Here is a 12,108-nt window from a genome sequence, read left to right as displayed (position 1 = left end):
GCCCAGGCTTGGGTCGCCCTATATTGAACCGATCGGTTCTTAACAGGGCAGAGCAAGACGGTACTTACCCGTCCGACGGTCTGTCTTAACCCAAGCGTCGCCTGCAAGGAGAATCACCATGGCACTGAAGATCCATCCAATTAACCTCGGAAACATGCAGATGGATTCGAGTGGTCTGGTCATGTTCCGGAACCCCGGCGAGCAAGTCAGCATCCCGGTTCTGGGTTTCCTTATTACTGGAGGGGAGGAACCGATCCTGGTCGATACGGGGTCACGCAATGCCCAGCAGTATGAAGAATATGGACTGACGTACGAAGTGACGCCGCAAATGACGCTTGAATACCATCTGGCCCAGCATGGGTTGCGGATGGAAGACATCCGGCACATCGTCCACACGCATGCTCATATCGATCACGTCGGCATGACTGATCTTTTCCCGATGGCGACTACTGTCGGCATCTCCCGTCGTGAACTGGAGTTCGCTGCATCCGGCATCATGGGACCGCTCATGTACACCGCGGCTGATACCAAGCACTTGATTGATCGTCTCCACACTCGAGGCGCAATTCGCCTGTTCGATGTCGATGGCACGTTCGAAGAAGAGGTTATCCCTGGCGTAGCAGTTCGACTGTCAGGGGGACACACGCCAGGCTCGATATCGGTCCTGGTCGAAACTGACGAAGGACTGGCGAATATCTGCGGCGACATCGCCTACGACATTCACGACCAATTGATTGAGCCCATTCTCGATCAAGCGTCCCATGAGCCGACGATCACAGCGAATCGGGCCATGTCCACACTGGATGAAAAGAAAGCTCTCAAAAGGGCGCTTGCAGATAGCAAATTTCTGCTTCCAAGTCACGACGCGCCTGCCTTGATCAAGGGCGGAAGAGTCGTTGGGCGTATGCTCGATGCCATTTCTAATCCACAAGCTGACGTTACAAAAGCCATCAATTATTCGCTTTTGGCTTCAGTGTGACGCATGGCTTTCATCACCTTTGCACGCGCTCGCCCTTGGCGAGCCGTGCGCTTCGGGACTGGAACACTGGTATTTGCGATGGGCGTATGCCTGTTGATCAACCGCTTACTGTGAGCACAAGTCATGAACCAGATTCTGATAACCCCTGGAGTAAGCGTTGCCAATGACGACAAGCAGCGTCTTGGCCCGCGGACTCGTTTTGGGCTGCTTGCCTCCATCACAGTGACTTTCCTGGCTGGATCCAGCGTACCTACACCGTTGTATCCGATCTATCAGGACCAGTGGCATTTCACTGCGATGGGCATCAGCTTTATCTTCAGTATTTATGCCATATCAGTACTTGCCGGGCTGCTAGTGTTCGGACGGCTGTCCGACTACGTCGGTCGTCGATCGGTACTGTTGTGGACGACTGTTTTGCAATTGGTGGCCATGTACGTGCTGGGTGTAGCTGAGGGCTTCACGGATTTGGTGCTTGGCAGGCTGATTCAAGGCGTGTCGACAGGGGCTGCAGTTCCTGCGGTAGGCGCAGCCTTGATTGACCTCAACCACAAGCGCGGCGCAGTCGTGAATGCCCTCACTCCTGCCATCGGCAGCGCTGTTGGCGCTCTGATGGGTAGCGTATTCGCACAGGCATTACCGTACCCCACTCATACCGTGTTCGCGGCGCTATCTTTCATTTTGGTCATTCAGGGCGTTGGTCTACTCATCATGAGGGATGTCCGCTCAAGAATACCTGGGGCTGCCCGGTCAATGGTGCCTCAATTCAGCATACCTGTGCCTGTGCGCGGACCCATGATCATTGCATCGTCGCTATTCGTTGCTGGCTGGGCTGTCGCCGGTTTTTTTGCTTCGATGGGACCACGGTTAATTGAGCAGCTCTTTGCGTTATCCGCGTCATGGGCAGGAGGATTGGTGTTGGCAGCTTTCGCTGGAAGTGGGGTAGCTGCGATCGGCACATTCGTTAATCGGTCGATGCATACCCTCTCCTGGATTGGTGCACTGGGGCTGCTGACCGGTATGGCTATGGTCTTAGCCTCATTGATCACCGGTTCGCTCGCACCCTTTGTCTTTGGCGTTGTGATTTCAGGAGCTGGCTTTGGTGCTGGTTTTCAAGGTGGCATTCGACTGGTTTTATCCAAGTCACGTGCCGAGGAGGTCGCGGGAGTGTTATCCGTTGCCTTCCTCTGTTGCTACCTCGGTATGGGTGTTCCGGCGATGATCGCTGGGTATGCGGTAGCTAGCGGATACGGCATCTTCGAAACCGCAATAGTGTTCGCCATGCTGGTAATGAGCCTTTCATTCGTAGCGGTCTACAGGATGATGAGTGGTGGCGCTAAGGTATGACGCTAGTAGAAAGTAGAAAAGGCCACGTAAAGTGGCCTTTTCAGTGAGCGGCTACTGGTCGCTACTCCGCAACGAATGCCCCGATGTGCCGGGCAGTGGCGATGGGGTATTGCATGTGAGGGCCATGCCCGGTATTCGGCAAGCTGAGTTGGGTCAGCGACGGAAGTTGCTGGGTCAGCGCCTGCCAGTTCTCGACAGGGAATACGATGTCGTGATCACCGCCTATGTGCAGAACCGGGATGTTGGTGGTCTTGAGGACCTGCAGTACTGCTTCTACGGGGAATACCGGGTTCTTGGGGGCGTCGCCGAGTTGCTGTGCAGCCCAGGCAACTGGCACCTGCGGGCTACGATTTTGGGTTCTCGACGCCAGTCGCGACCAGGCGAGCTCAGCCGCCGTTCGACTCCGATCCGAGGTTGGCTCGAAGAACAGTTTCACAAAATCTTCGAAGTCATTTTCACGTCGTGCAAGCTCATAAAACAGAGGCTCGCCCGTTTTCACCAACTGGCCAGGAGGCGTTGTGCCCAGCAGTACCGCGTGGCTCACCAGCTGTGGTGCCTGCGCCAGAACAATTTGTGCAGCAATGCCGCCAAGCGACCACCCTCCAATCACGACGCGGCGCAGGCCAAGGGCGTGAATCAGCTCGATGGCATCCTTTGCCAGAGAGCCTGGGTTATAGCTAGCCTCACCTGTTGACTGGCCCAGACCGCTGTAGTCGAAGACTGTTACTTGAAAGCCTTGCGTGACCAGACTATCGAGAAACAGGGGATCCCAATCATCCATCGTGCCTCTATAGCGAACCAGCAAGAGCAAGGGCTTGCCATCGCCTATCGTGCGGTAGGCGAGTCGGCGATTGCTGACATCGATGAAACGAGTTTCTGCTTCAGCGCTTTTGATCGAGGTGGACATCGGGCCTGCTCCTTGGTTTGGTGTGGTCCAATCCTGAAGGTTCGTTGTCCAAGGCGGTACGTCGTTTAGGGTTGGTTTTCAGGACATACTGCTGCGGCAAGGCCAACACCCCCGGCCTAACCGGGTGGACCTTCGGCCCCAAGGCCGTGCGTCCGCAAAGTCTCGTAAGTGATCACAGCACAGCAATGGATTTGGCCATTTCCGCCGTTCCAGCCCAACCGCCTTGCTCATACACCGGTTTGCCCGTCTCGGTGGCATGCAGGACAGCGAAGGTGATGCCTCGGCGAGCGAATTCGGCTTCAGCCGCTTGCATCAATGACGAAGCCAGGCCCCGGCGGCGGTAGGCCGGCTGGACGTACACATTCAACACATAGCCACGCTTGTCCAGGGTAGGGTGCGAGGGATGGGGAGGCCAATCGATGCTCATCAGGCCAATCGCTGCAACCACCTGTTCGCCATCCAGGAGTTTGAATCCGTAATACCGACCGTCACCCAGCCGCTCCTGCAGCCATGGGCGAAAGTGCTCAGTCATGACGCGCAGATTTTCAGCAATGCCACCCGCTTCAAGGAACATCTGCTCGCGATGCGAGCAGATCATTTCGGCGTCAGAGGGCCCGACAGGGCGGCACGCCAGACCGTGAAACGCTGCACATCCTTGTAATCCCATCATCGGTTCTCCAGCGTCAGTAGCATCCACTCATGAAGATGCAGCCTATGTCACTCCCTAAACCCTCGCAACTTCCTCAAGAACGACGCCCCCAGCCCACTTCAACAGCAGGTGAGATTGCCCACCTGGGAATGGCTCGGTGGAGGAATGCCCTCAGTTGAAAATGTCGATGGTTCCAATCGCGATAGCCGCAACGAACATCACCATGCACGTACCGATGCTCCAGCCGATGGACGCTCGCTGGTTGTCTCCGTAGTCCAGGTCAAGCAGTCCACAGAGCAGATAGGTTGAGGCAACCAGTGGGCTGAGCAGATGGACTGGCTGCCCGATCAAACCGGCGATGGCCATTTCCTTGGCGCCGATACCGTAGTGGCTCGCAGTCTCGGCCAAAATGGGGAGAATCCCGAAATAGAAAGCATCGTTGGTCAGCACGTAGGTGAAAGGCATGCTGAGGAAGGCCGTGATGACCGACATGAAATGGCCAGCGGATTCAGGGATCACATGGATCAGGCTTTCCGAGATCGCCTTGATCATCCCAGTGCCGGACATGATCCCGACGAAGATGCCGGCGGCGAAAATCAGCAGGGTGACTGCCATGACGTTGTCGGCGTATTTTCCGATGACTTCCTTTTGGTCTTTGACACTTGGGAAGTTCACCAGGACGCCCAGGCCGAAGGCGAGCATGAAGAGGATCGGCAGGGGCATGAGGCTGAGCATCATCATGCTGATCAGCGCGATGGTGAGTACCGCGTTGAAGAGGAAGCGCCAGTCGGTCAGTTTGAACGCGGTGAAATGGCTCATGCCCTCGTCATGATCGAGTTGCACGACACCCAGACGACGGCGCTCCCGGCTACCCAGAAAGAACGCCGCGAAAATCACCCAACCCGCTCCAGCGATCATCAGCGGTAGCATCTCGATGAACAGTTCAGTGATGTCTACGTGCATGGCGCTTGCTGCACGCGAAAAGGGCCCGGCCCAAGGGAGGATGTTCATCACCCCGTTGGTCAGCAACAGCACGGTGGCCAGAACCTGCAGGCTCATGCCTGTACGCCGGTAGAGCGGAAGAAGTGCTGCGGTGGTGATGATGTAGGTCGTGGCACCGTCGCCATCCAGGCCCACGCAGATGCCGAGCACAGCGGTGCCAATGACAATTTTCAGTGGGTCGCCTTTCACGCACTTGAGGATCAGCTTGATCAGCGGGTTGAACAAGCCTGCATCGGTCATCATGCAGAAGTAGAGTATCGCGAACGTCAGCATGATCCCTGTCGGGGCCAGCATCTTCACGCCATCGAACATCATGGGGCCGAGCTGGGTGGCAAAGCCTCCCAGACTGGCGAATGCAACCGGCACCAGAATCAGCGCAACCAGCGGTGACAGTCGTTTGCTCATGACCAGATACATGAAGCAGACGATCATTGTGTAGCTCAAGAGTGTGAGCATGTAGCCCTCTTATTATCTGTTTTGTATGAGTCGTAAGAATTGCCAGGCTTTTCCAGGGCCGAGCAGGCCCCGTGCGCCATGTGCACAGGGCTGTCGCAAGCAGTCGTTAAGCCGGGGCGTGCGAGAACATCAGCTTCCCGGCGTGACCGGGCTCAGCTCTCAGGATGTGTCCGGTCGACGAGTCGGTGATGTAGAGGCCACGATTGCCCTCACCGCCAAAGGCGAGATTGGTCAACGTACGGCCCTCGGTACACGATTTGAATCGGTAGAGTGGCACGGCATGGGCGTCGAATGCCCATACGCATCCATTGCCTGCATCGCAGACATAGAGATTCCCAGACTCATCCAAAGCCATGCCGTCAGCGCCACTCACGCCCCCGGCCATTGAGGTGAAGACACCCACCTTGGACGTAGTGCCATCGGGTTGCAGCGGGAGTCGCCATACTGCGTTGCCGCGCGTCATCGCTACCAGCAGCGCTTTTTCCTGGAGGTCCATCACCAGGCCATTGGGACTAGGGCCGTTATCCAGCAAACATTCCAGGCGCTGTTGCTCCAGGTCGTAGCGGAAAACCCGACCCGTTGGATCGTGCATGCCTGTCTGACCTTGATCGGTGAAGAAGAGGTGCCCCTGTCGATCAAAGAACAGATCATTGACACCCTTGAAGCTTTCACTTCGGCGATGCGTCAGGAACGGCTCGATGCGTTTGCTGATCGGGTCGAGAACCAGGATCCCGTTCTTGTAGTCGGCAATGAAGATTCGCCCGTCACGGTGGATTTTCAAACCGTTAGGCCAGCCGTCGTATTCAGCAACCAGATCCCAGTCTCCCTGAGGGGAAACGCGAAAGATCCGGCCGTAGGGGATATCCGTAACATAGAGATTGCCGGCCTGGTCGAAGGAGGGCCCTTCCAGGAAGCTCGCCACGCGCTGGCCTGGCTTGTTGGCTCTGACCCAGTCGGAATCCCCGTCGCGCCAAAACGCTTTCGGCAATCTGCTGAAGATTTCGGTTGGTCGTTCCTCGGGAGGGGCATACAGGCTCATGGCAAATCTCCATGTGAAAACAGACACGCGACACTGAGGCTCCAACGGCAGAGTCTGGGCCAGTTTCATCAGTGTGCGTTGCCTGGGATATCTTGTTGTTTCGAGTAGTTGTTCTGTTGGGCAGAACTACATTGCTCTTGATAGAACACTTTCCAAGCAATTTTCCCAGCTGTCAAGCCTTGCTCGAAACCCTGCCTCTCTTCGGTAGCCAGCCAAAAAGCCAGCGAAATCCGTTCATCGTCACCCTCATTGACAGGTGTGAAAATGTGGGTAGATACTAAATCAGAACGTAATTCTGCCTGACAGAACAATCATAAAAACAGCGCTCCGCATCGCAGCCGCACTGAGTGAATGTTCGGACAGGCTCTCCCCAGCTACAGGAGGACCTCCGTGAAAGAAGCGACAGATATCGACATCCTCGTCAGCGAAGTCGGGCCCAGAGATGGCTTGCAGAGCGTCAAGGCCACCATGCCCACCGCGGTGAAGCTGGAGTGGATCTCGGCTCTGGCGGGCGCCGGTTTGAGAGAAATCGAGGTCGGATCGTTTGTATCGCCAAAACTGCTGCCGCAGATGGCAGATACTGCACAGGTAGTAGCCCATGCCCTGACGCTGCCAGATCTTTTCGTTACTGCTTTGGTGCCGAACCTCAAGGGGGCCGAAGCTGCTTTCAACGCGGGTGTGCATAAGATCACGCTGCCCATCTCGGTCAGCGAGCAGCACTCGATCTCAAACATCCGCAAGACGCACGCCCAGGTCTTCGATGAGGTTCGGGCGGTGGTTGCCTTGCGTAATGAACGCTTCCCGGATGTGCTGATCGAAGCGGGCGTTTCGACTGCCTTCGGATGCACACTTCAAGGCGTCGTAACCGACGACGAGACCCTGGCGATTGCCTTGAAAATGGCCGAACTGGGGGTAGACGAGGTCGGCCTTTCAGACACGGTCGGTTACGCCAACCCGGTTCAAGTGCGTCGACTTTTCACGCGTCTGTTCCAGGAGCTCGGCGCGCTCGCAGGCAGCGCCCATTTCCACAACACTCGCGGCCAGGGTCTGGCCAACGTCGTCGCTGCACTGGAAGCAGGGGTGAAGACCTTCGATGGTTCCCAAGGCGGCTTGGGCGGCTGCCCCTACGCACCGGGTGCTTCGGGCAACATCGTCACCGAAGACCTGGTGTATCTGCTCGAGTCCATGGGCCTGAAAACCGGTGTAGACATTGATCGCCTCGTTGCGGCGCGTGAAGTGCTTCGCCGAGGGCTCCCGGAAGAGCCTGTTTATGGCTTCATCCCAGATGCCGGTGTTGGCAAGAATTTCATCTACGCGAAGGAGGCCGTATGAGCCAGCGTGAACAGAAGTCTCTGCCTCTGGCGGGCATTCGCGTAGTCGAGTTTGTGCACATGGTGATGGGCCCGACCTGCGGGTTGCTGCTTGCCGATCTCGGCGCCGAGGTCATCAAGGTAGAGCCCGTTCCGGAGGGTGATAACACGCGCCGTCTGATGGGGTCCGGTGCCGGCTACTGGATGGCCTACAACCGTAACAAGAAGAGCTTTGCGGTGGACATCAAGTCCGCAGAAGGCATGGCTGCCGTCAAGAAGTTGCTGGCCACGGCAGATGTCGTCACAGAGAACTTCCGCCCTGGGGCCATGGAGAAACTGGGCCTGGGCTATGAGCAGGTCAAGGCCATCAAGCCGGACATCATTTACAGCTCGATGAAAGGCTTTCTGCCAGGCCCCTACGAGAAACGCACCGCGCTGGATGAGGTGGTACAGATGATGACGGGCTTGGCTTACATGACGGGGCCCGTCGGGCGCCCGTTACGCGCCGGAGCGTCTGTCAACGATGTGATGGGCGGTATGTTCAGTACCGTCTCGATTCTTGCCGCCCTGCTGCAGCGCAAAGAGACGGGGCGCGGTCAGTTCGTACAGACCGGTCTGTTTGAAAACTCGGCCTTCCTGGTCGCTCAGCACATGATGCAGAAAGCCGTAACCGGTAAAGCGGCTGCACCCATGCCAAGCCGGATTTCGGCTTGGGCCATCTATGACGTGTTCGAGACCGTCCAGGAAGGTGAGCAGGTCTTCATGGGTGTCGTCAGCGACAGTCAGTGGGTCGCCTTCTGCGAAACCTTCGACTTCCCTGAACTTGGAAATGACGCCGAACTGAGCCGGAACAATCTGCGCGTCCAGGCACGCGACCGAATTATTCCCATGGTGAGAGAGCGCTTGTCTGGCATGGATAAGCAGACCGTGATGGCGCTTTGTGAGAAGGCGGGCTTGCCGTTTTCCCCGATCCAGCGACCGGAAGACATGTTTGAGGATGAGCACCTTAATCAGTCTGGCGGTATGGCTGAGCTGACATTGCCTGATGGTGAGCAGGTGAAGGTGCCGATGCTGCCTATCGAGATGAACGGCCAACGTTTTGGTGCTCGTCTCAATGTCCCGGCCTTGGGCAGCCATTCCAGAGAGGTGCTCGCACAGCTGGGTTATGGCGACGACGAGATCAGTCAGCTCGAATCCAGCGGCGCGATCAGAACCGTTTGATCAGATTGGGGCGGGTCTCCTTTGACGGCCCGCTCCCGATGAGTTTTACGCCCAGCTCGAACTGACTCTCGAGCGAAATCAGCAGCACTGAAGGTATGGGACGTACCACGGTCTGCGCGCTCCGATGGCCGATCCAGCCACGGTATTCATAACAACAAAACCGAGGACACCGTCATGGCGAATGTCACGACCCCGGATACCCATGTTTCCCTGCCCCAGCCCGAAGCCACGTCTGCCTTGCAGCAACGCGCGATGAAGAAGGCCGCCTGGCGCCTTATCCCCTTGTTGGCGCTGGCCTATTTCTTCAACTACCTGGATCGCACCAGCGTCGGTTACGCGGCGCTGCAGATGACTGATCAGTTAGGGCTCACTGCAGCGCAGTTTGGCCTGGGTGCAGGGATCATGTTCGTGGGCTATTGCCTCTGCGAAGTCCCGAGCAACCTCGCCATGTACCGCTTCGGTGCGCGCCTCTGGATGGCCCGCATCATGATCACCTGGGGGCTTGCCGCAGCGGCCACTGCCTTCGTGATCGGCCCCTACAGCTTCTATGTTGTCCGGTTCCTTTTGGGGGTAGCCGAGGCGGGCTTCTTCCCTGGCGTGATCTTCTTCCTCACCCTCTGGTTCCCTGCCCAATATCGCACTCGGGTGCTGGCATGGTTCACGGTTGCAACGCCGATCTCATTCCTTGTCGGGGGCCCGCTTTCCATCTACCTGCTCCAGTTGCATGGAGCCTGGGGGCTGGCGGGGTGGCAGTGGATGTTCATCATTGAGGGTTTGCCAGCTTGCCTCCTGGGACTCATCACGTTGAAGGTACTGGCCAACCGGCCTGCCCAGGCCAAGTGGCTGTCTCAGGAAGAGCAGGATGCGCTTACCGCAATGCTGGAGAAGGAAAAGGCCGGCAGCCAAAAGAGCCACGGTCTCGGTGCAGCACTCAAGGATCCGCGCGTCTGGATCCTGAGCACCATCACCTTCAGCTTCACCATCGGCACCTACGGGATCGGTATCTGGCTGCCGCAGATGTTGAAGGCCCAGGGTGTCGAAGTGAGCCTGATTGGTTGGGTCGCTGCGGTACCTTACTTCTTCTCGACGGTTGGCTTGCTGTTCTGGGCCAAGCATGTGGATAGAAGTGGACGCGGCATTCTGAACCTCATCATCGCGCTGGTATTGGCCGGTATGGCATTGATCTTTGCGGTAAACATGAATGCTCTGATACCCGCATTGGCAGGTATCACCCTGGCCCTGGTAGGGACGATCTCGGCGAAGACGATCTTCTACACGCTGCCGGCAAAGTTCCTGAGTGGCCAGGCTGCAGCAGGGGGTATCGCCCTGATCAACTCCATCGGTGCGTTCGGTGGGTTCGTCGGGCCCTATCTGATGGGGTTCCTGAAGGATTACACCCATTCCTTCACGGCGGGCCTGATGGTCATGGGATGCATCCTGTTCTTCGCCGCCGTGATGGCATTGTCCCTGCGACTGTTCATGCGGGATGCCTGACGCCTGGTGTTGGCAACGTGGAACGTTGTTCTGGACAATGGACTAGCTGCTCACCGTACTCACAGGTAAGGTAACAGCCATCTGAACGGCCCCTTCAAGGGGCCGCTTTTTCACGATAGCGCCGAGATGAAGTCCGATGTCACCAAAAAATGAGCCAGCGGTAGCCGAAGCTTCCAGGAACAATGCTGACGGAGGGGTGGCAGCGGTTGACCGGGCCTTTGCGATCCTGGGTGCTTTCGAGCCTGATCGGAGCACGCTACCGTTGGCGGAAATCGCTCGTCGCACGGGTTTGTACAAAAGCACCATCCTTCGGCTCATGAGCTCCCTGGAAAGGGCTGGATTTGTCAGGCGCCTGGCTGACGGGCAGTACGCTGTGGGCCATGAGCCCCTGCGGTTGGCTCAGATTTACCAATCCTCCTTCCGTCTACGCGATACGATTTACCCGGTGCTCGAGGCACTCACTGAAGAGAGCGGGGAGACCTCTTCGTTCTATGTGATCGAGAACGATATCCGGGTGGTACTTTTCCGGGTGGAACCCAAGCGAGCAGTGCGCTTCAGCATCCATGAGGGTGACCGTTTCCCGCTGCATGCCGGCGCTTCCGGAAAGATCCTCAGGGCATTTGGCCCGCCAGCAGATCGCGCTTTGGCGGAGGTCAGGGAGCAGTTCTGGGCGACCTCATTTGGTGAGCGCGACCCCGATACATCGTCGATCTCGGCTCCTGTGTTTGGCGTCGCCCACGAGTTCAAAGGTGCTTTAACGCTGTCGGGCCCAGCCGAGCGGTTCAACAAGGATCAGCTGCAAGCGGCTCGATTGATGGTGTTGAAGCGTGCCGCCCAGGCGACAAGCCTGCTTGGGGGAAGCAACCGGGAGTTACTTGCCGCTTTAGAAAAAGTTGGTGAAAAGTAGGCGAGCAGTTATCGAACCATGAATCCTTATCTACAAGAAGTCATCGACCTGCACGTGTTGATCGAGGCGCTCTTCGCCAGAGGAGAGGGCCAGGTCGAGGCGATGGTCGAGCGTTTCACGGCGGATTTCTCCATGATCACGCCGACTGGCTTGCAGGTGAACCTGCAGGATGTCGCCACGCTGTTCGCCACGCGCGCTGGTAGTCAACCGGGGTTGAGCATCGAGCTCTGCGGCTTGGAAACCCTGGCGCAATGGCCGGACGGTGCAATGGTCCGCTATCAAGAGACCCATCGGCTGCCGGGTCAGGACGCGACGACACGGCGCTCGACGGCGCTGTTCAGCCTTCAGGGAGACCGGGTTCTGTGGCGCCATCTCCATGAAACCTGGGCAGCGTGATTTACCGCTTGAGCCGCAGCCAAGTCGCTGGCAGAGGCATAGTTCAGCCGGGCAGATCGAGCATCCGCTCAAGGCTGCTTTCCAGACGGGCCAGTTCGATGTGCATGCCGTCGCCATACTCTGCGGTCCCCAGCGCACATTCAATGATTACCTTGAGCCCCCGAGGTGCTCGATGGCCGGGGTATTTGCGCAGCGTGAGTTCGACCTGGGTCGGGCTTGTCCAGTTGCTGAGGTCTGCCGACCACAGAGGGTCTTCAAAGCCGAACACCACGTGTCCGTTACGCAGGTCCATGATCTGCGGCGGAAACACCCAGTGCGAGTTGCCTGCTTCCCACGGGGTCGCCTGGACCTGGTAGCGACCGTCTGGAGAGACGGACAGTATTTCAATGTCGCTCATGGGGGCC

At 57.6% G+C, this 12,108-nt stretch carries 12 protein-coding genes and 1 pseudogene; 8 read left to right on the top strand and 5 right to left on the bottom strand.

What is annotated here, in order from left to right:
• Positions 1 to 118: 118 nt before the first annotated feature.
• Entirely contained in the window at positions 119 to 979 is an 861-nt protein-coding gene (locus ACQKPS_RS20275) for an N-acyl homoserine lactonase family protein (RefSeq protein WP_427605470.1), read from the top strand.
• 123 nt (positions 980 to 1,102) lie between these two features.
• Complete coding sequence (locus ACQKPS_RS20270; protein WP_427605469.1) at positions 1,103 to 2,323, top strand: MFS transporter; 1,221 nt, start codon at positions 1,103 to 1,105, stop codon at positions 2,321 to 2,323.
• A gap of 61 nt (positions 2,324 to 2,384) precedes the next feature.
• On the opposite strand, the gene ACQKPS_RS20265 is transcribed toward ACQKPS_RS20270, so the two are convergent.
• From ACQKPS_RS20265 to ACQKPS_RS20250, 4 genes are all read right to left on the bottom strand, one after another.
• Entirely contained in the window at positions 2,385 to 3,230 is an 846-nt protein-coding gene (locus ACQKPS_RS20265) for an alpha/beta fold hydrolase (protein WP_427605468.1), read from the bottom strand.
• Positions 3,231 to 3,402: 172 nt separating this feature from the next.
• Positions 3,403 to 3,900, bottom strand: a complete 498-nt coding sequence (locus ACQKPS_RS20260; RefSeq protein ID WP_427605493.1) for a GNAT family N-acetyltransferase — start codon at positions 3,898 to 3,900, stop codon at positions 3,403 to 3,405.
• 150 nt (positions 3,901 to 4,050) lie between these two features.
• Positions 4,051 to 5,337, bottom strand: coding sequence for a CitMHS family transporter (locus ACQKPS_RS20255; protein ID WP_427605467.1), 1,287 nt, complete (start codon positions 5,335 to 5,337; stop codon positions 4,051 to 4,053).
• Between the two features lie 106 nt (positions 5,338 to 5,443).
• Complete coding sequence (locus tag ACQKPS_RS20250) at positions 5,444 to 6,376, bottom strand: SMP-30/gluconolactonase/LRE family protein (RefSeq protein ID WP_427605466.1); 933 nt, start codon at positions 6,374 to 6,376, stop codon at positions 5,444 to 5,446.
• Positions 6,377 to 6,766: 390 nt separating this feature from the next.
• Here ACQKPS_RS20250 and ACQKPS_RS20245 point away from each other — a divergent pair, with 390 nt between their 5' ends.
• The 6 genes and pseudogenes from ACQKPS_RS20245 (at position 6,767) to ACQKPS_RS20220 (ending at position 11,704) form a co-directional block, all read left to right on the top strand.
• Entirely contained in the window at positions 6,767 to 7,708 is a 942-nt protein-coding gene (locus ACQKPS_RS20245; protein ID WP_427605465.1) for a hydroxymethylglutaryl-CoA lyase, read from the top strand.
• The gene (locus tag ACQKPS_RS20240; RefSeq protein WP_427605464.1) at positions 7,705 to 8,907 is read left to right on the top strand and encodes a CaiB/BaiF CoA transferase family protein; all 1,203 of its coding nucleotides are present in this window, start codon (positions 7,705 to 7,707) and stop codon (positions 8,905 to 8,907) included. The genes ACQKPS_RS20245 and ACQKPS_RS20240 overlap by 4 nt, the downstream gene beginning before the upstream one ends.
• A 174-nt stretch (positions 8,908 to 9,081) precedes the next feature.
• Complete coding sequence (locus ACQKPS_RS20235; RefSeq protein ID WP_427605463.1) at positions 9,082 to 10,401, top strand: MFS transporter; 1,320 nt, start codon at positions 9,082 to 9,084, stop codon at positions 10,399 to 10,401.
• A gap of 136 nt (positions 10,402 to 10,537) precedes the next feature.
• Positions 10,538 to 10,741: pseudogene (locus ACQKPS_RS20230) on the top strand (helix-turn-helix domain-containing protein); the annotation flags it as partial.
• A gap of 54 nt (positions 10,742 to 10,795) precedes the next feature.
• Positions 10,796 to 11,308, top strand: coding sequence for an IclR family transcriptional regulator (locus ACQKPS_RS20225; protein WP_427605492.1), 513 nt, complete (start codon positions 10,796 to 10,798; stop codon positions 11,306 to 11,308).
• A gap of 18 nt (positions 11,309 to 11,326) precedes the next feature.
• On the top strand, positions 11,327 to 11,704 hold the full coding sequence (locus ACQKPS_RS20220) for a DUF4440 domain-containing protein (RefSeq protein ID WP_427605462.1): 378 nt from the start codon (positions 11,327 to 11,329) through the stop codon (positions 11,702 to 11,704).
• 43 nt (positions 11,705 to 11,747) lie between these two features.
• Here ACQKPS_RS20220 and ACQKPS_RS20215 read toward each other — a convergent pair whose 3' ends face one another.
• Complete coding sequence (locus ACQKPS_RS20215; protein WP_427605461.1) at positions 11,748 to 12,101, bottom strand: hypothetical protein; 354 nt, start codon at positions 12,099 to 12,101, stop codon at positions 11,748 to 11,750.
• Positions 12,102 to 12,108: the final 7 nt, after the last annotated feature.

Origin of the sequence: Pseudomonas sp. NPDC086566 (assembly GCF_050280885.1) — a bacterium.
In the GTDB taxonomy this organism is placed as follows: Bacteria; Pseudomonadota; Gammaproteobacteria; order Pseudomonadales; family Pseudomonadaceae; genus Aquipseudomonas; species Aquipseudomonas vlassakiae.
Note: the sequence above shows the minus strand (reverse complement) of the source record. Positions and strands in the feature narration are given on the sequence as shown.

Coding starts and splice junctions, on each gene's coding strand:
- ACQKPS_RS20270 (WP_427605469.1), top strand. CDS start 1,103: ATGAACCAGATTCTGATAACCCCTGGAGTAAGCGTTGCCAATGACGAC.
- ACQKPS_RS20255 (WP_427605467.1), bottom strand. CDS start 5,337: ATGCTCACACTCTTGAGCTACACAATGATCGTCTGCTTCATGTATCTG.
- ACQKPS_RS20240 (WP_427605464.1), top strand. CDS start 7,705: ATGAGCCAGCGTGAACAGAAGTCTCTGCCTCTGGCGGGCATTCGCGTA.
- ACQKPS_RS20220 (WP_427605462.1), top strand. CDS start 11,327: ATGAATCCTTATCTACAAGAAGTCATCGACCTGCACGTGTTGATCGAG.
- ACQKPS_RS20235 (WP_427605463.1), top strand. CDS start 9,082: ATGGCGAATGTCACGACCCCGGATACCCATGTTTCCCTGCCCCAGCCC.
- ACQKPS_RS20250 (WP_427605466.1), bottom strand. CDS start 6,376: ATGAGCCTGTATGCCCCTCCCGAGGAACGACCAACCGAAATCTTCAGC.
- ACQKPS_RS20215 (WP_427605461.1), bottom strand. CDS start 12,101: ATGAGCGACATTGAAATACTGTCCGTCTCTCCAGACGGTCGCTACCAG.
- ACQKPS_RS20275 (WP_427605470.1), top strand. CDS start 119: ATGGCACTGAAGATCCATCCAATTAACCTCGGAAACATGCAGATGGAT.
- ACQKPS_RS20265 (WP_427605468.1), bottom strand. CDS start 3,230: ATGTCCACCTCGATCAAAAGCGCTGAAGCAGAAACTCGTTTCATCGAT.
- ACQKPS_RS20260 (WP_427605493.1), bottom strand. CDS start 3,900: ATGATGGGATTACAAGGATGTGCAGCGTTTCACGGTCTGGCGTGCCGC.